Origin of the sequence: Micromonospora sp. WMMA1923, from assembly GCF_049179195.1 — a bacterium.
Lineage (GTDB): Bacteria > Actinomycetota > Actinomycetes > Mycobacteriales > Micromonosporaceae > Micromonospora > Micromonospora yangpuensis.
The window spans coordinates 5,251,044-5,271,721 of the sequence record NZ_JBMHLZ010000001.1 but is presented as its reverse complement, the minus strand read 5'-3'; the positions used below and the strand labels follow the sequence as shown (position 1 = coordinate 5,271,721).

The 20,678-nt window shown below is 73.2% G+C and carries 19 protein-coding genes and 1 pseudogene; 16 read left to right on the top strand and 4 right to left on the bottom strand.

Features of this window, described 5'->3' with window-relative positions:
• Window positions 1-52: 52 nt before the first annotated feature.
• The 3 genes from ACN28G_RS23930 to ACN28G_RS23920 all read left to right on the top strand — a co-directional run bounded on the left by ACN28G_RS23930 (window position 53) and on the right by ACN28G_RS23920 (window position 2,192).
• Window positions 53-1,258 (top strand): ABC transporter permease, encoded by a 1,206-nt coding sequence (locus tag ACN28G_RS23930; RefSeq protein WP_421480371.1) that lies wholly within the window; start codon window positions 53-55, stop codon window positions 1,256-1,258.
• A gap of 56 nt (window positions 1,259-1,314) precedes the next feature.
• Complete coding sequence (locus ACN28G_RS23925; protein WP_091445045.1) at window positions 1,315-1,623, top strand: hypothetical protein; 309 nt, start codon at window positions 1,315-1,317, stop codon at window positions 1,621-1,623.
• A 71-nt stretch (window positions 1,624-1,694) separates the two neighbouring features.
• The gene (locus ACN28G_RS23920; protein WP_091445042.1) at window positions 1,695-2,192 is read left to right on the top strand and encodes a hypothetical protein; all 498 of its coding nucleotides are present in this window, start codon (window positions 1,695-1,697) and stop codon (window positions 2,190-2,192) included.
• Window positions 2,193-2,231: 39 nt separating this feature from the next.
• On the opposite strand, the gene ACN28G_RS23915 is transcribed toward ACN28G_RS23920, so the two are convergent.
• Window positions 2,232-3,248 (bottom strand): ABC transporter ATP-binding protein, encoded by a 1,017-nt coding sequence (locus ACN28G_RS23915; protein WP_229688655.1) that lies wholly within the window; start codon window positions 3,246-3,248, stop codon window positions 2,232-2,234.
• Between the two features lie 2 nt (window positions 3,249-3,250).
• Between ACN28G_RS23915 and ACN28G_RS23910 the strand changes: the two genes are divergently transcribed.
• The 4 genes from ACN28G_RS23910 to ACN28G_RS23895 all read left to right on the top strand — a co-directional run bounded on the left by ACN28G_RS23910 (window position 3,251) and on the right by ACN28G_RS23895 (window position 8,416).
• Window positions 3,251-3,937 (top strand): ABC transporter permease, encoded by a 687-nt coding sequence (locus ACN28G_RS23910; protein WP_091445040.1) that lies wholly within the window; start codon window positions 3,251-3,253, stop codon window positions 3,935-3,937.
• Window positions 3,934-4,656: an ABC transporter permease gene (locus ACN28G_RS23905; protein WP_091445037.1), complete on the top strand. Its 723-nt coding sequence runs from the start codon at window positions 3,934-3,936 to the stop codon at window positions 4,654-4,656. Before ACN28G_RS23910 ends, ACN28G_RS23905 begins: the two co-directional genes overlap by 4 nt.
• A 175-nt stretch (window positions 4,657-4,831) precedes the next feature.
• Window positions 4,832-5,833: a glycine betaine ABC transporter substrate-binding protein gene (locus tag ACN28G_RS23900; RefSeq protein ID WP_421480370.1), complete on the top strand. Its 1,002-nt coding sequence runs from the start codon at window positions 4,832-4,834 to the stop codon at window positions 5,831-5,833.
• Window positions 5,834-6,001: 168 nt separating this feature from the next.
• Entirely contained in the window at window positions 6,002-8,416 is a 2,415-nt protein-coding gene (locus ACN28G_RS23895; RefSeq protein ID WP_421480369.1) for a hypothetical protein, read from the top strand.
• Window positions 8,417-8,424: 8 nt separating this feature from the next.
• Here ACN28G_RS23895 and ACN28G_RS23890 read toward each other — a convergent pair whose 3' ends face one another.
• Entirely contained in the window at window positions 8,425-9,612 is a 1,188-nt protein-coding gene (locus ACN28G_RS23890) for an NADH-quinone oxidoreductase subunit D (protein ID WP_175440685.1), read from the bottom strand.
• Window positions 9,600-10,724, bottom strand: a complete 1,125-nt coding sequence (locus ACN28G_RS23885; RefSeq protein ID WP_280519285.1) for an SAM-dependent methyltransferase — start codon at window positions 10,722-10,724, stop codon at window positions 9,600-9,602. Before ACN28G_RS23885 ends, ACN28G_RS23890 begins: the two co-directional genes overlap by 13 nt.
• Window positions 10,725-10,980: 256 nt before the next feature.
• Here ACN28G_RS23885 and ACN28G_RS23880 point away from each other — a divergent pair.
• The 7 genes and pseudogenes from ACN28G_RS23880 to ACN28G_RS23850 all read left to right on the top strand — a co-directional run.
• Window positions 10,981-11,919: pseudogene (locus ACN28G_RS23880) on the top strand (Rossmann-like and DUF2520 domain-containing protein); the annotation flags it as partial.
• A gap of 80 nt (window positions 11,920-11,999) precedes the next feature.
• Window positions 12,000-12,848 carry a pantoate--beta-alanine ligase gene (gene panC, locus ACN28G_RS23875; RefSeq protein WP_421480368.1) on the top strand — a complete coding sequence of 283 codons (849 nt, stop codon included), beginning with the start codon at window positions 12,000-12,002 and terminating at the stop codon, window positions 12,846-12,848.
• A gap of 34 nt (window positions 12,849-12,882) precedes the next feature.
• Window positions 12,883-13,308: an aspartate 1-decarboxylase gene (gene panD, locus ACN28G_RS23870; RefSeq protein WP_091445022.1), complete on the top strand. Its 426-nt coding sequence runs from the start codon at window positions 12,883-12,885 to the stop codon at window positions 13,306-13,308.
• A gap of 131 nt (window positions 13,309-13,439) precedes the next feature.
• Window positions 13,440-14,354 (top strand): septum formation family protein, encoded by a 915-nt coding sequence (locus ACN28G_RS23865; RefSeq protein WP_421480367.1) that lies wholly within the window; start codon window positions 13,440-13,442, stop codon window positions 14,352-14,354.
• A gap of 61 nt (window positions 14,355-14,415) precedes the next feature.
• Complete coding sequence (locus ACN28G_RS23860) at window positions 14,416-16,110, top strand: L-aspartate oxidase (protein ID WP_421480366.1); 1,695 nt, start codon at window positions 14,416-14,418, stop codon at window positions 16,108-16,110.
• A gap of 17 nt (window positions 16,111-16,127) precedes the next feature.
• Window positions 16,128-17,051, top strand: a complete 924-nt coding sequence (nadC, locus tag ACN28G_RS23855; protein ID WP_091445020.1) for a carboxylating nicotinate-nucleotide diphosphorylase — start codon at window positions 16,128-16,130, stop codon at window positions 17,049-17,051.
• 27 nt (window positions 17,052-17,078) lie between these two features.
• Complete coding sequence (locus tag ACN28G_RS23850; protein WP_091445017.1) at window positions 17,079-17,837, top strand: type III pantothenate kinase; 759 nt, start codon at window positions 17,079-17,081, stop codon at window positions 17,835-17,837.
• 52 nt (window positions 17,838-17,889) lie between these two features.
• On the opposite strand, the gene ACN28G_RS23845 is transcribed toward ACN28G_RS23850, so the two are convergent.
• Complete coding sequence (locus ACN28G_RS23845; RefSeq protein ID WP_421480365.1) at window positions 17,890-18,129, bottom strand: hypothetical protein; 240 nt, start codon at window positions 18,127-18,129, stop codon at window positions 17,890-17,892.
• 400 nt (window positions 18,130-18,529) lie between these two features.
• Here ACN28G_RS23845 and lysS point away from each other — a divergent pair, with 400 nt between their 5' ends.
• Both lysS and ACN28G_RS23835 read left to right on the top strand, forming a co-directional pair.
• Window positions 18,530-20,038: a lysine--tRNA ligase gene (gene lysS, locus ACN28G_RS23840; RefSeq protein ID WP_421480364.1), complete on the top strand. Its 1,509-nt coding sequence runs from the start codon at window positions 18,530-18,532 to the stop codon at window positions 20,036-20,038.
• 106 nt (window positions 20,039-20,144) lie between these two features.
• Window positions 20,145-20,495 (top strand): histone-like nucleoid-structuring protein Lsr2, encoded by a 351-nt coding sequence (locus tag ACN28G_RS23835; RefSeq protein ID WP_091445012.1) that lies wholly within the window; start codon window positions 20,145-20,147, stop codon window positions 20,493-20,495.
• The last annotated feature ends 183 nt before the right edge of the window (window positions 20,496-20,678 follow it).

Here is a 20,678-nt window from a genome sequence, read left to right as displayed (position 1 = left end):
CGGCCTGCCGCGTCAGAGCTGGCGGACCACCGGCCACCGTGGGAGGCGCGTCATGGGTTACGACGAACCGGGCCGTCGAGAACCGCCGTCGGACGGAGCCGGGCCCTGGGTGGCCGTCGACGACCAGCTACCTGACGAGCCTGGTCCGGACCGCGTCGCCGTACATCTCGGCTGGGAGGCGGTGCTGCTGGTCGGTGCGGCGGTGCTGGCGTACCTGCTCTGGCAGGCGCAGCCGGCGGCGCTGAGCGGGAGTGGCCTGCGGTCCCTGCTGATCGACCTGGTGGCGCTCGGGCTGCTGACCCTCGCCGCCGAGCTGAGCCTGCGGACCTCGGCGGTCAACCTGGCGATCGGCCCGGTGGCGGTCGCCGCCGCGCTGCACTTCGCCGAGCAGGGTGAACGCGGGGTTCCGGCAGCGCTCGGTCCGGCGACGGTGGCGGCCGTGCTCGGCGGGCTGGTGCTGGCCCTAGCCGTGGTGGTGCTGCGGGTGCCGGGTTGGGCGGCGAGCCTGGCCGGTGCGGCCGGTGTGATCGGGTACATCGAACAGCGGACGGCGCCGGTCCTGGCGCAGGGTGAACACGACCCCCGCCGCAACGCCCTGTACCTGTTCGCCGGGTTCGCCGCGTTGGCGGTCCTCGGTGGGGCGTTCGGGGCGATCCGGTCGGTTCGCCGGCTCGTCGGACGGACCCGGCCGGGCGGTGACCCGGCCGGTCGGCAGGGCATCGCGGCGGCGGTGGTGACCGGGCTCTCGCTCGTGGCCTCCACCGTGCTGGCCGTGCTGGCCGGGGTGCTTCTCGCCGCCGACGCGACCGCGCCGCTGGCCCCGGTCAACGGCCTCGACCTCACCGTGTTGGCGGTCGGCACGGCGATGCTCGCCGGCACCAGCGCCTACGGTCGGCGCGGCGGCATCTTCGGGACCCTGCTGGCGGTCAGCCTGGTGGCGCTCTTCCTGGCCTGGGTCCAGGCGCGGGGCTGGGCGGTCAACCGGTGGGCGGTGGGTGGCACCGTGCTGGCGGTCGGGCTCCTGGTCACCCGCCTGGTCGAGACGTACGGACGGCCCCGGGCGGCGGACGCGGACGGGGCGGAGAGCCCGACCAGCGGCGACGGGGCGATCAGTTCGGGCTGGTCGGTGCCGCGAACCCGGCCGGTCAACTCATGGTCCCCGGCGCTGCCGACCGAGCCGGTACGTCGCCCGGTCGACCCGTGGACCACGCCGGACTGGGGGTCCGGGCCCCGACGCTGGGAGACCGACGACGGTTGAGTTCTCCCGTCGCGTCCACCGAGCGGACGATGATCTCGCCGGTTAGGCTCGGTGCCATGACCGAGACACCGGACGTCGGCGGCGCGGGACGCACCTTCGAAGAACTCGACGCGCTCTCCACTGAGGAGCTTCGGGAACAGGCGTTCGCGCTCGCCCGGGAACGTCGCGACGTCGGCTTCTTCTGGTCGGTGCTGCGTCACCTGCCCAACGCCGACGAGGCCGCGGCACTCGACGGTGCGCCGAACTCGGTCGGGCCGACCATCGACGAGGCCGCCGCCCTGTGGCGGGAACTGACCGGTCACGGGTACGAGGAGCATGCTCCCCTGCTGCGGGCCGCCTTCATCGACTACCTGATGAAGCACTGATACCCGACCGCCTTTCACGTTGGCCTGGCCAGCGGGTTTGCCCGCCGGGGTGGTCCGGGAACTGATCAACCATGGCTGTCACCAACGGGACCGGGACCGCCCGGGGTCACGGCACCGCGGCGGGTCCGGGCACGTTCGCCGCGCTGCTGCTCGTCGCGGTCTGCGGCAGCCCGGCGTACGCGGACTGGGCCGAGGCGAACACCGATCCGAGCGGGGCCGGTGGCTGGTTCATGCGGCTGCTCGCCTGGCCGTCCTGGCAGTTCGGGTTCGACGAGGTACCGGGAATGGCCCCGGGTGACCTACGGGCCATCCTGGTGGTCGTGCTGGCCGCCCTCTTCCTCTACCTGCTGCCGGCGGCCCAGACCGCCCGGGCGCCCGGCGGACTCAGCCAGTTCTTCTCCGGCTGGGCGGCGTACGTCCTGGCCGGGGCCTTCGCCGCGTTGCTCGGCTCGCTGCTCGGCACGGACGCGTCGCTGATGACCGCGTTCCAGGCGGTCGGCACGGGTGCCACGTACGGCGTCTTCGCCGGCTGGATCGTCGGGGCCGCGAGCCTCGGCGGTCGGGCGTGAGCAGGAGGGCGGACGGGGTGGCCGCCCTGTCGGCACGGGTCAGGTCGTCGGTTGGCCGAGGGAGAGCAGCCGGTGCCGGGTGAGCACCCCGACGGGTCGACCGTCGGCGTCGACCAGCACCCGGTCCACGGCCGAGGAGAGCATGACGGCCAGCGCGTCGTACGCCGAGGTGCCGAGCGCGACGTGGGGCAGGTCGACCTCGTCGGCCGGCACCGGGTCGAGCGCGTCGGCGCCGACCGGGGTCACGGCCAACCGGCGGATCCCGCGGTCGGCACCGACGAACTCCCGGACGAAGGGCGTGGCGGGCGCCCCGAGCAGTACCGCCGGGCTGTCGTACTGTTCCAGCCGGCCGCCCTCGGAGAGCACCGCGATCCGGTCACCGAGCCGGACCGCCTCGTCCAGGTCGTGGGTGACCAGCACGATGGTCTTGCGCACCTCGGCCTGCAACCGGAGGAACTCCTCCTGCAGCCGGGTCCGCACGATCGGGTCGACGGCCGAGAACGGCTCGTCCATCAGCAGCACGACCGGATCGGCGGCGAGCGCCCGGGCCACCCCGACCCGCTGCCGCTGACCGCCGGAGAGTTCGTGCGGGTAGCGGCGACCGAACTGGGCCGGGTCCAGACCGACGATGTCGAGCAGTTCCTCGACGCGCCGGCGGACCCGGTCGCGGGACCAGCCCTGCAGTCGGGGAACGGTGCCGACGTTGGCGCTCACCGTCTGGTGCGGGAAGAGCCCCACGTTCTGGATCACGTAGCCGATCCGGCGGCGCAGCTCGACCGGGTCCGCGTGGGTGACGTCGGTGTCGCCGAGCAGGATCCGCCCGCCGGTCGGCTCGATCAGCCGGTTGATCATCCGTAGTACCGTCGACTTGCCGCAGCCCGAGGGGCCGATCAGCACCACCAGCTCACCGGCGGCGATCTCCAGGCTCAGCTCCCGGACCGCCTCGGTGCCGTCCGGGTAACGCTTGCGGATCCCGTGCAGGCTGATCGAGGCCGCAGAGGTCCGCCCGGCCCGATCCGGGTCGGCGTCGGCTGCGGTCTTCACGGTACCGTCCACGTATGTCCCTCCGCCTGAGCTACCGGGCCGACCCGGGTAACCCGTGGTTCTCCTGGCAGTATGTGCGGGACAACTCTGACACGATCCTCGCCGCGGTGGGTGACCACGCCTGGCTGACGGTCCGCGCGGTGCTGATCGCCGCTCTGGTCGGCCTGCCGCTCGCCGTCGCCGCGTACTGGTTCCGGCCGCTGGCCGGGCCGATCGTCGCGCTGACCGGGGTGCTCTACACGATCCCCTCGCTGGCCCTCTTCGCGTTCCTCGCGCCGTACCTCGGCATCGGCGCGGTCACGGTGCTCAGCGTGGTGGTGCTGTACGCGCTGCTGGTCATCGTGCGCAACGCGGTGGCCGGTCTGAACCAGGTGCCGCCGGAGGTCCGCGAGGCGGCCGAGGGCATGGGGTACGGCCGGTGGGGGCGGTTGTTCCGGATCGACCTGCCGCTGGCGCTGCCGGGCATCCTCACCGGGCTCCGGCTGGCCACGGTGTCGACGGTGGCGCTGGTCACGGTGGGGGTGGTGGTGGGGCGCGGTGGGCTCGGTCAGCTGATCTTCGCCGGCTTCCAGAACAACTTCTACAAGGCCCAGATCATGACCGGTACGCTGCTCTGCGTGCTGTTGGCCCTGCTGGCCGATCTGCTGCTGGCCGGGGCGGGACGACTGCTCACCCCCTGGGTGACGAGGCGGGCCCGGTGAGCGCCGTCGAGCAGGCGGTCCGCTGGCTCAACGACCCGCTGAACTGGACCAACCCGGGCGGGATCCTGGACCGGCTCGGCGAGCACCTGAGCATGTCCGCGACGGCGGTGGCCCTGGGCTGTCTGCTGGCCTGGCCGCTCGGGCTCTGGCTCGGGCACACCGGCCGCGGCGGCGGCCTGGTCGTGCTGGTCTCCAACGTCACGCTCGCCGTGCCCACCCTCGCGCTGCTGACCATCCTGCCGCTTACCTTCCTGGGTTTCGGCCGACCCGCGGTGGTGGTGGCGCTGGCCGTCTTCGCGGTTCCTCCGCTGCTGGCCAACGCGTACACCGGGGTCCGTCAGGTCGATCCGGAGACCCGCGACGCGGCGCGTGGCATGGGGCTCTCCGGTGGGCAGGTGCTGCGCCGGGTCGAGTTGCCGCTCGCGGTGCCGTACCTGGCGGCCGGTTTCCGTACCGCGACGGTCCAGGTGATCGCCACCGCCGCGCTGGCCACGTTCGTCAACGGTGGCGGGCTGGGGGAGATCATCCGCGCCGGGTTCGGGCTGAGCATCGCCAGCGGTGGAGGCCAGATCCTGGCCGGCGGCCTCCTGGTGGCCGGGCTCGCGCTCCTGGCCGAGTTGGTGCTGGCCCTGATCGAGCGGCTGGTGACCCCGCGTCCGCTGCGACCGGCGAGGCGTCGGGCCAACCGTCGGGCCGGCAACGCGATCGCCGGCAACTGACCGGCGGCACCCGCGGGGCTGCTTCTCGGTGACGATCCGGTGACAAACGTCGCCTGGGTTTGTCGGACCCGTACGTGAGGATGTTGGCTGGAGAGCACGGGCGGCCGGTTCAGTTCGCCCGTCGGACACGCGGCCGGCCCGGTAGGGCCGCGCCGGGACACGGAAGGCGGGCATCATGCGCGCTCGTACACGGCTGGCCATCGGCGCGGTGGGTGCTCTCGCCGCGGCAGGCCTGCTCACCGGCTGCGGTGACGCCGGTTCCTCCGGCACCGAGGCCCCGCAGCAGGAGGCGTCGGGGGCCGGTTGCGCGCCGGTCGCCGGTGACCAGCTGGTGGCGTTGGAGGACGACAAGAACCTGCAGAACGCCGACAACATCCTCCCCGCGGTCAACGCCGAGGCGGCCGATCCGCAGCTCATCGCGGCACTGGACAAGGTCTCCACGGCGCTCGACACCGAGAAGCTGATCCAGCTGAACAAGGCCGTCGACGTGGACCGGAAGTCCTCGAAGGTGGCCGCCGAGGAGTTCGCCGGTGGCAACGGACTGACCAACGGCATCGCCAAGGGCCCCGGCGGCAAGATCGTGGTCGGCGCCGGCAACTTCGCCGAGAGCCAGACGCTCGGCGAGCTCTACCGGATCGTGCTCACCGAGGCCGGGTACGACGTCACGGTGCAGACCATCGGCAACCGGGAGCTCTACGAGCCGGCCCTGGCCAAGGGTGAGATCCAGGTGGTACCGGAGTACGCCGCCACCATGGCCGAGTTCCTGAACGCCAAGCTCAACAAGGACGCGCAGCCGGTCTCCTCCCCGGAGGTGGAGAAGACCGTCGAGGCGCTCAAGGGCCTCGGCGAGCGCAACGGCCTCACCTTCGGGGCGGCCTCGGCGGCACAGAACCAGAACGCCTTCGCCGTCACTCAGGCCTTCGCCGACAAGTACGGCGTCCGTACCCTCTCCGACCTGGCCGACAAGTGCTCGGGTAACGCGACGGTGCTCGGCGGTCCGCCGGAGTGCCAGGAGCGGCCCTTCTGCAAGCCGGGCCTGGAGAAGACGTACGGGCTCGCCGTGGGCTCGTTCTCGTCGCTGGACCAGGGCGGTCCGCTGACCAAGACCGGGTTGCGGACCGGCACCATCAGTGTGGGTCTGATCTTCTCCTCCGACGGCGCCTACGCCCAGGGCTGACCGACCAGAGCGCTGCGAACGGTGCGGGACCCCGATCCGGGGTCCCGCACCGTTCGTCTGTTGGCCCGGCCGGCCCCTGAACCGGCGGTTTCCGGCGTCCGCCCCGTTCCTACCGGGTTGTCCACCACTGTTCCGTTGCCCGGGACCCGCTGGGTAGGCTGCACACCCATGCCCGCCACGGTTCCCACCGCCGATCGGCGTACCCCGTCGTTGTTGACCGTGCTCTTCTGGACCGGCGTGGCGTTTGCGCCGGTAGCGGCGTTGACACTGCTGATCGCCGACAGCAACGGACCACTGCGGTTCGCGGCGGTACTGGCCATCGCCTCGGTCGTGCTGATCGGTCTGTCGATCGCGCTGCGGCCGGAGGACGGCACCGATGCGGACGGGGTGTACGAGGAGATCGAGGAACTCCGTCGGGATTTGCGCGGCGAGATCGTCGCCGCCGCCCAGCGGGGCAACCAGGCCCTCGACCAGTCTCAGCGGGCCCAGGACGCGGTGGCCGAGCTGCGTCGACGGCTCGACTCCGCCCCCACTGACGATTCCCCGCCCCCGCCCGCCGTGGACCAGCCGGCAGGTCCCGGACGGGCCCAGTTGCCCGTCCCCGAGGTGCCGCGGGCCCGGGCGTCGGTTCCGGAGGTGCCGCGGGCCCGGGCGTCGGTTCCGGAGGTGCCGCGGGCCCGGGCGTCGGTTCCGGAGGTGCCGGCGGCCGGGGTTTCCGTCCCCGAGGTGCCGGTGGCGGTTCCCCGTTCCCGGATACCGGTTGCCGAGGTGCCGGACGGTGCCACGACCGGGACGCCGCCGGGCTGGCCACCCCCGTCGGTCGACTCCGCGAGGGCCGAACCGGACGGTTGGCACCCGGTATCCTCCGCCCCGGACGTGGCCGGGTCGCCCGGGCGGGCGCGCGCGTCGGGGGAGACCGCCGACAGCGGCCGGCGGTACGACGCGGAGCCAGCACCCGCTCCGACCGGCCGGTACGGCGCTGCCGCCCGCCCGGCGTACGAGCAGCCGGCCGGCCCGCCGGGTCGGTACGGCACCGGATCGGAAGCGGCCGGACGGTCTGCGGGACGGACGGCATCGGGCGGGGTGCCATCGGGCGGGGTGCCATCGGGCGGGCATTCCGACTTCGCGTCCCGCCAGCTGGGGGTGGTGCGGCACACCGAGACCGTGCACGTCACCCGGCACACCGTGCTGGACGGATCCGGCGCCGCGCCGGTAACGGATGACCGGTACGCGCGCCCGTGGTCGCCGCCCACCACACACGACGAGCCTGGGCGGGGAGCCGCGGAGCATTCCCGGCCAGACCATGGTTGGCCCGATGACCGGTCCCGCGCCGATGACCGCTCGCGGACGGACCGGCAGGAGCACGCCCGCTGGGGCGGTGCCGACCAGCGGGCGTGGTCCGACTCCGGACCTGGGCCGGCGGGCCCACCCGGGGCGGACCGTTCCTGGTCCGATCCGGGATCGGCCGGGCGGTCCTGGTCCGATGGGGAACAGCAGGCCTGGCCGGGGCCGGCTGGTCCGGACCGGTCCCGGTCCTGGGCCGGGCGTGACGACCCTGCCCCTCCTGGGCGGCGGGTCCCGCCCGGTCCCGCCCCGACCAGTCGACCGGATGAAGAACAGTGGACCGGCCGTCCCGCTGGGCAACAGTGGACCGGCAGCCCCGACCCGTACGGTCACGCCGATCCGTATGGGCACGCCGACCCGTACAAGCACGCCGACCCGCGTGGGCACGCCGATCCGTACGGGCACGCCGATCCGCGTGGGCACTCCGGAACGCACGGCCGCGCCACCGGGCACGGTGCGGCCGAAGGCTGGTCGGAGGCGCAGGCCGGGAGCCGGTGGACCGAGGTACGCGCCGACGAAGGTGGCCACGAGGTGCGGGTCGGCCAACGGCGCGCGACGATGCACGCCGACGGCACCGGCGGCGGGTTCCGGGTGGAGGACCAGTGGGCGGAGGTCCGCCACGGTGTCCCACCCGACGGGTACGAACAGCCCGGCGGAGCTGCCGGTGCTGGTCGACGTGACCAGGCCGGGGAAGGCGCTCCGGCCGGGGATCCGGGTCAGCCCGTCAGGTACGGCCCCACCGGTGGTCACCGCCAGACAGGCAGGCCGGAGCAGGCAGGTCGGCAGGGCGAAGCCGGGGCGTACGGTCCGGCCGGTGCTGGTCGGTGGGGCGGCGGCCGGGCCGGGCCGGAGGGCCGCCCGGCGCTGCCGGCTGGTGGCGTGCCGGTGCCCGAGCAGTGGCGACCGGCGGCCCCGCCGGGGCAACCGGCGGCCGAGGACCGGTGGGCGGGACAACAGCCCGACGGCAGCTGGCCGGCGGCTGGGCAGCCGGCCGCCGGGACCGACTGGCCGGCGGCTGGGCAGCCGGACAGCGGCTGGTCAACTGGGGAGCCCGAGCCGAGCCGGCATAGTCGGCACCAGCGTCCCGACGAACAGCGCTACGGGTACCCGCCCCGCGGCGACGTTCCCCGCGCCGGCGCCGACCGTTCTCTGCACGCCGGCGGATACGAGACGTCCTACCCCGGCGATCAGGCGACCCCCTACGCCGGTGGCGACGAGTCGGGCGGTCGCTGGCGTTGACCGGCGGACTACTTGTCGATGTCGCCGACCACGAAGAACATCGAACCGAGGATCGCGATCAGGTCCGGCACCAGAGCGCCCGGGAGCAGGGTGGCCAGGGCCTGCACGTTCGCGTACGAGGCGGTGCGCAGCTTGAGTCGCCACGGCGTCTTCTCCCCGCGCGAGACGAGGTAGTACCCGTTAACCCCGAGCGGGTTCTCGGTCCACGCGTAGGTGTGCCCCTCCGGGGCCTTGACCACCTTCGGCAGCCGGGTGTTGATCGGTCCGGTGAGCCGGTCGACCCGGTGCAGACACTGCTCGGCCAGGTCGAGTGAGGCGTACACCTGGTCGAGGAGGACCTCGAAGCGGGCGTGGCAGTCGCCGGCGGTGCGGGTGACCACCGGCACGTCCAGCTCGCCGTAGGCCAGGTACGGCTCGTCGCGGCGCAGGTCGAAGTCGAGCCCGGAGGCGCGGGCCACCGGCCCGGAGGCGCCGAACGCGGCGGCGTCGGCGGCGGAGAGCACCCCCACCCCGACGGTACGGGCCAGGAAGATGTCGTTGCGGCGGATCAGGTCGTCGAGGTCCGGCATACGTCGCCGGACGACACCGATGGCGTCGCGGGCCCGCCCCGTCCACCCGGCCGGTACCTCCTCCTTGAGCCCACCGATCCGGTTGAACATGTAGTGGATCCGTCCGCCGGACACCTCCTCAAGCGCTGCCTGGAGGGTCTCCCGCTCCCGGAACGCGTAGAACATCGGGGTGATCGCCCCGATCTCCAGCGGGTACGAGCCGAGGAACATCAGGTGGTTGAGCACCCGGTTGAGCTCGGCGAGGGCCATCCGCAGCCACACCGCCCGCTCCGGCACCTCCAGGCCCATCAACCGCTCGACGGCGAGCACCACGCCCAACTCGTTGGAGAACGCCGAGAGCCAGTCGTGCCGGTTGGCCAACACGATGATCTGCCGGTAGTCGCGTACCTCGAAGAGCTTCTCGGCCCCCCGGTGCATGTATCCGACGACCGGCTCGGCGGAGATCACCCGTTCGCCGTCGAGGACCAGCCTGAGCCGGAGTACGCCGTGGGTGGAGGGGTGCTGCGGGCCGATGTTGAGCACCATGTCGGTGCCGAGCTGTTCACCGGAGGTGCCGGCCACCAGTCCCGCGCCGGTGCCGACGGTCAGCTCGCGGAGATCACCGGTGTCCGTGGTCATGTTCGCCATCGTGCCATGACCGCGTCGGGATCGATGCCGACCGGTTGACCCCACCACCAGTGTCCGCCGAGGCCGGCCGGGTCGGTCAGTTCGGCCACCGCCGAGGCGGCGGCGAGCGCGCGGACGTACCCGGTCGGGTCGGTCGAGGCCAGGGTGAGCGGTGGCCGGCCGCCGTCGGCCCCGAGCGCCCGCAGCGCGTCACGCTGCCTGACCAGCGAGTACGCCGACCCGGCGACCGCCGCGCCGGCCGCGGCGACGGCGTCCACCGCCACGTGGGCGGTGAGGTCACAGGACCCGTCGGGTACCGGTGGCACCTGCCGCCCGGCACGGTAGCCGGTCAGGCTGCCGGTCGCCGGCCGGTCGTCGCTCAGGTGCCCGTAGTCGACGCCCAGGGCGAGTCCCCGGTCGATCCGGCGTACCGCGTCGGCCCAGGCCTCGTCCCGACTCCGGCCGATCTCCGCGCGCGGTCCGACGATCGGACTGTTCCCGGTCCGCCCGGTGTCCCGCGCCAGGGGCCGGGCCGGACCGTCGTCCGGTCGGCCGCGAACAGGGACGGGCCCACCGGTGCCGGCCCACCAGGTGGCGAGCCAGCTGGCATCGGCCGGGTCGACCAGGTCACCGACGGTCTCGGTGCCGGTCGCCGGGTCGACCACGAGGTACCGCCAGCCGTCACCGACCCGGACGGCCACGTCGAGCGGTACGTTGTCGAGCCACTCGGTGGCGACCAGTAGGCCGGTGATCCCGGCCGGGACCCGATCGACCCAGTCGATGCCGGGCGGCAGTTCGGCCGGGGGTGGGGCGAGTTCGACGGCGGTCAGGCGTAGCCGTCGGGCGAGCGGTGCAGCGGGCGGGCTGCCGCCCGTCCTGGGCGCGTCGCCCGGTGAGTGCCTGTCCGCGCCGATCAGCTGGACGGCGAGGGTCCGGAGCAGTTCGCCGCGGCCCGCGCCCACGTCCACGACATCCAGCCGGGCGGGGTGGCCGAGCGCGGCGTCGACCCGCTCGACCAACCGGAGCAACGCCGAGGTGAACGCGGGGGAGGCGTGCACGCTGGTACGGAAGTGGTCGGCCGGACCGGTGCCGGAGACGAAGAAGCCGTTGGGGCCGTAGAGCGCCCGGCTCATCGCCATCCGCCAACGGATCGGCGACCCGTCCCCTCGTCCGACGTCGGTCACCCGCCGACCCTATGCGCCGCCCGCCCGCCCGCTCGCGTCACCCGCCGGTTTGGAGGGGACCCTTCCTATACAGAAAGCGTTAACAAGGGGCCCTTCCTTGCATGGGGGTGGGTGGTGAAGGTTTTCACAACTGCTTGTTTCAGGTCTGTCACGGCGGAGCATACTTGCGATCGACCGGTACCCCCTTCGAGGACTGGATCATGCTATGAGCGCACCGTCGCGCCCGCGCCCGGCCGCCCCGCTCGGGGCCGTCGCGCCATCGGGCGCCTACTCGTCCGCCACCTCCCGCCTGACCGTCGGTGTCGTCGGCACCGGCCGGGTCGGCGCCGTCCTGGGCGCCGCGCTTGTCGCCGCCGGACACCGGGTGGTCGCCGCCTCCGGTGGGGCCGGGGCCAGCCGGGCCCGCGCCGCGTTGTTGCTGCCCGGGACGCCGAACCGCACCGCCGCCTCGGTCGCCCGGTCCGCCACCGACCTGCTGCTGCTCGCGGTACCGGACGACGCCCTGGCCGGGGTGGTCGCCGGGCTGGCCGGCGCCGGGGCGCTGCACCCGGGTCAGGTGGTCGCGCACACCTCCGGCGCGCACGGGTTGGCCGTGCTCGCCCCGGCGGTCGCCGTCGGGGCCCGTCCGCTCGCCCTGCATCCGGCGATGACCTTCACCGGTACTCCCGACGACCTGTCCCGGCTCGCCGGCATCTCGTACGGGGTGACCGCCCCCGCCGGGCTGCGGGTGCTGGCCGCCCGGCTCGTGGCCGACCTGGGCGGGGTGCCGGAATGGGTAGGTGAGGTGGATCGCCCGCTCTACCACGCGGCGCTCGCGCACGGGGCGAACCATCTGGTCACCCTGGTCAACGAGGCCGCCGACCGGCTGCGCGACGCCGGGGTGGCCCAGCCGGAGAAGGTCCTCGGCCCGCTGTTGGGGGCCGCGCTGACCAACGCGCTGAGTCTGGGTGACGACGCGCTGACCGGTCCGGTCTCCCGGGGTGACGCGGGTACGGTCCGCCGGCACCTGGACCGCCTGGCGGCGACCGCGCCCGAGTCCGTGCCGGCGTACCTGGTGCTGGCCCGGCGGACCGCGGACCGGGCCATCGCCGCCGGCCGGCTGCGCCCGCGGGACGCCGAGCCTCTGCTCGACGTGCTGGGCCGGGCCCAGCAGCAACTCGACGTGCTGGGCCGGGCCCAGCAGCAGCTCGACGTGCCGGATCGGGCTCCACGGCAGGTGGCGGCATGAGCGAGCTGGTGCACACTCCGGCGGAGTTGGCGGTCGCCCGGGCCCGGCTGACCGGGACCGTCGGCGTGGTGATGACCATGGGCGCCCTGCACTCCGGGCACGAGACACTGTTGCGGGCCGCCCGGGAGCAGGCCGACCACGTCCTGGTGACGATCTTCGTCAACCCGTTGCAGTTCGGCCCGAACGAGGACTTCGACAGGTACCCGCGCACGCTCGACGAGGACCTGGCGGTGTGCCGCCGGGCCGGGGTCGACCTGGTCTTCGCCCCCTCCGTGCCGGACCTGTACCCGGACGGGGCACCCGAGATCCGCGTCGACCCGGGGCGGCCCGGCGCGGACCTGGAAGGGCTGAGCCGACCGGGCTTCTTCCAGGGCGTGCTCACCGTGGTCCTGAAGCTGCTCCAGCTCACCCGGGCGGACCTGGCCTTCTTCGGGGAGAAGGACTACCAGCAGTTGACCGTGGTCCGGCGGATGGTGCGGGACCTGAACGTGCCGGTACGGATCGTCGGCGTGCCGACGGTACGGGAGCCGGACGGACTGGCGCTCTCCAGCCGCAACCGTTACCTCTCCCCGACGCAGCGGCAGGCCGCGCTGGGGCTCTCCGCCACGTTGCGGGCCGGTGCCGAGGCGGCCGAGGCCGGTCTCGACGCCGGTGCGGTGCTCGCCGCCGCGCACCGGGCCTTCGGGGCGGTCGATCCGACCGTCGAACTGGACTATCTGGTGCTCACCGATCCCGATCTGGAGCCGGGGCCGGTGGCCGGCGAGGCCCGGCTGTTGATCGCGGCTTCGCTCGGTGGCGTCCGGCTGATCGACAACCTGGCGATCCGGCTCGCGCCGCGCCCCTGACCACCACCCTGTTCGTTCTGCGAAAGGCACCACCATGTTGCGGACCATGCTGAAGTCGAAGATCCACCGGGCCACGGTGACCCAGGCCGACCTGCACTACGTCGGTTCGGTGACGGTGGACCAGGATCTGCTCGACGCCGCCGACCTGCTGCCTGGCGAGCAGGTCGCGATCGTGGACGTCACCAACGGGGCCCGCCTGGAGACGTACGTTATCCCGGGCGAGCGGGGCAGCGGGGTGATCGGCATCAACGGTGCCGCCGCGCACCTGGTGCACCCCGGTGACCTGGTCATCCTGATCTCGTACGGGCAGTTCGACGCCGCCGAGGCGCGGTCGTACCAGCCGCGGATCGTGCACGTCGACGGGGAGAACCGGATCATCGAGCTGGGTGCCGACCCCACCGCCGCCGTCGCGGGGATGGCCGGTGACCCGGTACGCGCCGCCTACGCGGTACCCGTCTGACGGTCCTTTCCGGGCCCGACCGTACCGCCTGGGCGGAATGCGTGACGTGGCCGTGGATTCCGGTCTGTCACCGGATGGTCATGACCGGTTACTCTGGAGCCGCCCTCGTGCCGGTGCCTGGGGAGGCCGCGATGAGCAGTGCGAGAACGGTGCTGCCCGGTGCGCGGGCGGTTCTGGGCGTGGTCGTGGTGGCGACGCTCGTGCTGACCGGCTGCGCGGCCACCTCCGGACTGGACGCCGACCTGACCGACGACTGGGCGGCGCTGGCCCCACCCGTACCGTTCACCCCGGCCGCCGCCACCTGCCACGAGGCCGACTTCACCGAGGTGGTCAGCCTGACGGCGTACCAGCCGGTGGACTGTGCCGGGGCGCACCGGGTGGAGACGGCGCACGTGGGGACCTTCCCGGCGGACCGGCCGAGGCCGCCTACCGGGTCTGCGCAGCTGCGTACGGCCTTCGCCGACTGTGACACCCGGGCCACCGGTTACGTCGGCCACGAGTGGCGCGGTGCCCGGCTGCGGCTGGGGGTGGCCATCCCCTCCCCGGACGGCTGGTCGGGCGGTGCCCGCTGGTACCGGTGCGACCTGACCGAGGTGACGACGGTGGAGGCCGGAGCCGGCACGGTGCTCCGGACCGGCAGCCTGCGCGGTGCGCTACGAGGTCCCTCGCCGTTGAAACTGGGCTGCCAGCAGGCTGCCACGGGCCGGGGTGGCGGCGTCTCGACACTGAGCCCGGTGAGCTGCGACAAACGGCACAACGCCGAGTACGTGGGCGTGTGGGCGGCCCCGGACCGCCCCTACCCCGCCCGGGACGCCGAGTGGGCCCCGTTCTACACCGGCTGCCGTACCGTCCTCGCCCGGTACGTCGGGGTGCCGGACGACATCCGGCTGACGGTGCGCAGCGGTGTGGTGGTCCGCCCGCCCGCCGCCGGCCGGTGGCGCGCCGGTGACCGGGGGGTCCGTTGCTACCTGTGGCTGAGCCACCGCACGACGACCGGCTCGCTGGCGGGTGCCGGCCCGGCCGGTCTACCGGTTTGGACAGGGTAGTCGGAACCACACACTCCGACCCCGGGGCCCGCTCGTGGCCACGGCGCGGTTGACTGTGGTCATGGACTCCTCGCCCGTCGACCTGCCGACCCTGCCCGGACTGCTGGCCGCGCCCGCACCCGGCTGGGTGGAGACCACCGACGTGATCGTGGTCGGTTCCGGGGTCGCCGGCCTCACCGCCGCCCTGCATCTGCGGGAGGCCGGACTGCACGTCACCGTGGTCACCAAGGTCGACATGGACGAGGGGTCGACCCGGTGGGCGCAGGGCGGCATCGCCGCCGTATTCGATCCGCAGGACACCCCGGCGGCGCACGCCTCGGACACCGAGCTGGCCGGGGTGGGGCTCTGCGACCCGGCCGCGGTAGGGGTCCTGGTGGCGGAGGGACCGACCCGGCTGCGGGAGCTGATGCGCATCGGTGCCGAGTTCGACAGGCATCCGGACGGTTCGCTGATGCTCACCCGGGAGGGTGGTCACCGGGCGGACCGGATCGTGCACGCCGGCGGCGACGCGACCGGGGCGGAGGTGCAGCGCGCGCTGCACGCCGCGGTCCGCCGGGACCCGTGGATCCGGCTGTTCGAGCACGCCCTGGTGCTGGACCTGCTCCGGGCGCCCGGCGACGGCCCGGACGGCCTCGGCCCGGCCTGCGGGCTCACCCTGCACGTGCTCGGCGAGGGCAGCGAGGACGGGGTGGGCGCGATCCTGTCCCGGGCGGTCGTGCTGGCCACCGGCGGGATGGGGCAGGTCTTCGCGGCGACCACCAACCCGGCGGTCTCCACCGGCGACGGGGTGGCGTTGGCGATGCGCGCCGGCGCGGTCGTCACCGACGTGGAGTTCGTGCAGTTCCACCCGACCGCGTTGATCGTGCCGGAACGGGCCCGGGTGCCCGGGGCCGGTCTGGCCCAGCAACCGCTGGTCTCCGAGGCGCTGCGCGGCGAGGGCGCCCACCTGGTCGACGCCGACGGCAAGCGGTTCATGGTCGGTCAGCACGAGTTGGCCGAGCTGGCCCCCCGGGACGTGGTCGCCAAGGGCATCCACCGGGTGCTGCTGGCCACCGGCGCGGACCATGTCTTCCTCGACGCCCGGCACCTCGGTGGGGAGTTCCTCGCCCGCCGGTTCCCCACCATCGTCGCCTCCTGCCTGGCCATCGGGGTCGACCCGGCGACCGATCTGATCCCGGTCGCCCCGGCCGCCCACTACGCCTCCGGCGGGGTCCGTACCGACCTGCACGGCCGGACCTCCATCCCCGGCCTGTACGCCTGCGGCGAGGTGGCCTGCACCGGCGTGCACGGCGCGAACCGGCTGGCCAGCAACTCGCTGCTGGAGGGGCTGGTCTTCTCCCGGCGGATCGCCGAGGACATCGCCGCCGGTCTGCCCGAGCAGGCCCAGCCGGCGCCGACCGGCGCCTGGACCGGCGGCGCCGGCTGGGTGGCGCCGGCGGAGGCCACCCCGACGCTGCAACGGGCGATGACCCGGGGTGCCGGGGTGCTCCGCTCGGCGAAGACGCTCACCGAGACCGCCGCGACCCTGACCGGGCTCGGCGAGCGGCGTGGACGGCCCCGGACCGCCGACTGGGAGGCGACGAACCTGCTCACCGTGGCGTCGGCGCTGGTCGCGGCCGGCTACGCCCGGCAGGAGACCCGCGGGTGCCACTGGCGGGAGGAATTTCCCACGGCCGACGAGCGGTGGCACGGCCACCTGCTCGCCTCGATCGGGGCCCAGGGGCGGTTGGCGCAGCGGTGGGAACGGTCAGCATGAGTGCGGAGGGAACCGGGATGAGGCAGTCGACGGAACAGGTGTTGCGGGCCGGCGGGTTGGACCCCGACCGGGTCCGGCGGGTGATCGACGACGCGCTGACCGAGGATCTCGGTCCCCGGCTGCTCGACGTCACCAGCGTGGCCACGATTCCGGCCGGCCAGACCGACACCGCCGACCTGGTGGCCCGGGCCGACGGGGTGGTGGCCGGGCTGGCCGTGGCGGCGGCGGTCTTCGAGCTGGTCGCCGAGGTGGCGACCGGTGCCACCGAGGGGGCGCCGGCGGGTGGCGCGCGTACCGTCGAGGTGTCGGTGCTGGCGGCCGACGGTGAGCGGGTGGCCCGCGGCGACGTGCTGGCCACGGTCACCGGGCCGACCCGGCTGCTGCTCACCGCCGAGCGTACGGCGCTGAACCTGCTCTGCCGGATGTCCGGGGTGGCCACCCACACCCGGGCCTGGGCCGACGCGCTGGCCGGGACGAAGGCGATGGTGCTGGACACCCGCAAGACCACCCCGGGCCTGCGGGCGTTGGAGAAGTACGCGGTGCGGGCCGGCGGCGGCACCAACAAGCGGTTGGGGCTCTACGACGTCGCCATGATCAAGGACAACCACAAGCTGGCGGCCGGCGGGGTCGCACCCGCCTACCGGCGGGTCCGGGAGGCCTTCCCCGAGGTGCCGGTGCAGGTCGAGGTGACCACGCTGGCCGAGGCGGTGGAGGCGGTCGAGGCCGGCGCGGACTTCCTGCTCTGCGACAACATGACACCGGCGCTGCTCGCCGAGGTGGTGGCGGCGGTGGGGGACCGGGCCGAGCTGGAGGCCACCGGCGGGCTGACCCTGGCGGTGGCGGCCGAGTACGCGGCGAGCGGGGTGGACTATCTGTCGGTCGGCGCGCTCACCCACTCCGCGCCGATCCTGGACATCGCGATGGACCTGCGGGGACGCTGACCGACCGTGGTTGTCTAGGCTTCGGACGTGCTGCTCTGCATCGACATCGGAAACACCAACACCGTGCTGGCCACCTTCGCCGGCGACAAGCTGGTGCACTCCTGGCGGGTCAAGACCGACGCCCGGTCGACCGCGGACGAGCTGGGCCTGATGTTCCGGGGTCTGCTCGCCGGGGACGCCGTCGAGATCACCGGGGTGGCGGCCTGCTCGACCGTGCCGGCCGCGCTGCGCTCGCTGCGGACCATGCTGGAGCGGTACTACGCCGACCTGCCCAGCGTCATCGTCGAGCCGGGGGTCCGCACCGGGGTGCAGTTGGCCATCGACAACCCCAAGGAGGTCGGGGCCGACCGGGTGGTGAACACCCTCGCGGCGTACACCCTTTTCGGCGGGCCGTCGATCGTTGTCGACTTCGGCACCACCACGAACTTCGACGTGATCAGCGGGCGGGGTGAGTTCCTGGGCGGCGCGTTCGCCCCGGGCATCGAGATCTCCTTCGACGCGCTGGCCGCCCGGGCGGCCCAGTTGCGCAAGGTCGAGGCGACCCGGCCCCGCTCGGTGATCGGCAAGAACACCGTGGAGTGTCTCCAGGCGGGTCTGTACTTCGGCTTCGCCGGTCAGGTGGACCGGATCGTCGAGCGGATGGCCGAGGAGCTGGGCGGGGTTCAGGCGGTCATCGCCACCGGTGGACTCGCCTCGGTGGTGATCGGCGAGTGCCGCACCATCACCCACCACGAGCCGATGATCACCCTGATCGGCCTGCGCATGGTCTACGACCGCAACACCTGAGCGGTAAGGAAGGGCCCCCGCTTAACGCCTACGGTAGAGCGGGGTTCCCCGCTCACCCCCACGATGCGGGGGCGCCGGCGCGGGGGGCGCGGAAGACGAAGGTGCGGTACGGCAGCTCGATCCGTTCCCGACCGGCCAGGTCCGGATGGGTGGCGAGCAGATCGCGTACGCCGTCGTTGATGGTCTGCCGCTGCGGCGCCTCGGCGACCAGGTAGTGCGAGCGGGTCCGGACCAGTCCGGCCAACTCGTCCGGGGTGACCGTGACGTGGTACGGGAACTCGGCCATCTCCACCGGGCCGAACCCGGGCCCGAAGTCGGCGCGGCACCGCCTCGGCGCTGCCGGCCAGCGGGGTGACGCCGGGGGTGGTGGCGGCCAGTTGCGCCCGCATGCCCGGGTCGGGTTCCACCGGCAGCACCTGGTGGCCGAGATCGAGGACCACCCGGGTGAGCAGGCCGGTCCCCGCGCCGAGGTCCACCACCCGGGCCGGGGCGGGCAGACCGTCCAGCGCCCAGCGTACGGCCGCCGGAGGGTAGGTCGGGCGGAACCGGTCGTACGCCTCGGCGGCGGCGCCGAAGCAGAGCCGGTGAGTGGGATCGGTCATGCCGGGCAGGTTAACCCGTAACGGTCGCGGGAGGGCTTGAGTACGCTCGGGGGCTGACCCCGCCGGAATCCTTAGCTGAGGAAGCGTGCCGTGACCGAGCAGAACCCCGTGCCAGTCGACCCCGCCGACGACCTTCCGGAGCAGATGAAGGTCCGCCGGGAGAAGCGGGACCGGATGCTCGCCGAGGGCGTCGAGGCGTACCCGGCCGGTTACCCCCGGACCAGCACGCTGGCCCGGATCCGGGCCGAGTACGCGGAGCTGCCCACCGACACCGCCACCGGCGTCCGGGTCGCGGTCACCGGTCGGGTGATCTTCGTACGCAACACCGGCAAGCTCTGCTTCGCCACCCTGCGCGACGGTGACGGGACCGAGCTGCAGGCGATGCTCTCCCTGGACCGGGTCGGCCCCGAGCGGTTGGCGGACTGGAAGCGCCTGGTCGACCTCGGTGACCACGTCGGCATCACCGGTGAGGTGATCACCAGCCGGCGCGGTGAGCTGTCGGTGCTGGCCGAGCAGTGGGCGGTGACCGCCAAGGCGCTGCGTCCGCTGCCGGTGGCGCACAAGCCGCTCAGCGAGGAGGCCCGGGTCCGGCAGCGGTACGTGGACCTGGTCGTCCGGCCACAGGCCCGCCAGATGGTACGGACCCGGGCGGCGGCCGTCCGGAGTCTGCGGGAGGCGTTGCACGAGCAGGACTTCGTCGAGGTGGAGACGCCGATGCTGCAGCTGCTGCCCGGCGGCGCGGCGGCCCGCCCATTCGTGACCCACAGCAATGCGTTGCACACCGATCTGTATCTCCGAATCGCTCCGGAACTGTTTCTGAAGCGGGCCGTGGTCGGTGGGGTCGACCGGGTCTTCGAGATCAACCGCAACTTCCGTAATGAGGGAGTCGACTCTTCGCACTCGCCCGAGTTCGCGATGCTGGAGGCCTACCAGGCGTACGGCGACTACGACACCATGGCCACGCTCACCCGGAATCTGGTACAGCGGGCGGCGATCGCGGTCGGCGGGTCGACGGTGGTGACCCACGCCGATGGCCAGGAGTTCGACCTGGGCGGGCAGTGGCGCTCGGTGACACTGTTCGGTGTCCTTTCGGAAGCGCTCGGTGAGGAGGTCACCGTGCGGACCGACCGGGCCCGCCTGGTGGAGTACGCCGACAAGGTCGGCCTCGCGGTGGACCCCAAGTGGGGGCCGGGCAAGCTGGCCGAGGAACTGTTCGAGGAACTGGTCGTGCCTGGTTTGCGGGAGCCCACGTTCGTCCGGGACTACCCGGAGGAGACCAGCCCGCTGACCCGGTCCCACCGTGACGAGCCGGGGCTGGCCGAGAAGTGGGACCTGTACGTCCTCGGCTTCGAGCTGGGGACCGCGTACTCCGAGCTGGTCGACCCGGTGGTGCAGCGGGAGCGGTTGGTCGCCCAGGCGCAGCTGGCGGCCCGGGGCGACGACGAGGCGATGCGGCTCGACGAGGACTTTCTCCGGGCCATGGAGTACGGAATGCCGCCGGCCGGTGGTATGGGAATGGGAATCGACCGCCTGTTGATGGCGCTGACCGGCCTGGGTATTCGGGAAACGATCCTGTTCCCCTTGGTCCGGCCGGAGTAGTTCACGCGCCGCCGACGGACTTTTTTCCGGGTCCTATTGACGTGACAAGCATCGAGCGGGCTATTGTGCTTCTGGCAGGAGACCCTGCTCGAAAGGATTGTGCGACGTGGCCAAGCAGATCATTCACAAGCTGGTCGATGACCTGGACGGCGGAGACGCCGACGAGACCGTCAAGTTCGCCCTCGACGGCGTTCAGTACGAGATCGACCTGTCGAGTTCGAACGCCGAGAAATTGCGTGAGGTATTCGCCACCTACGTCGCCCACGGCACCAAGGTGGGGCGCGGCGGTGTGGTGGTCGGTGGCCGGGCCGCGCGGGGCCGGGGTGGTGCCACCTCCGACCGGGAGCAGAACAAGGCGATCCGGGACTGGGCCAAGGGGCAGGGCAAGGACATCTCCGACCGGGGGCGCATCCCCCAGGAGATCGTGGACGAGTTCCACGCCAAGGCCGGCCGCTGACGGTGGTCCGGGCGACCTGACGCTGGGCCGGGGCTGATCCCCGGCCCAGCGTCGCCGTCTCCGCGACGCGCGCCCGGCCGCTGTGGCCCGGCGGCCGGCCACACCGGGCGGGGCTGCCGTGGCTGGCCGGCCCACGGCGCGGCGGGAGGGCCGGCCCGCGGTGCGGCGGGAGGGCGGCCCGAA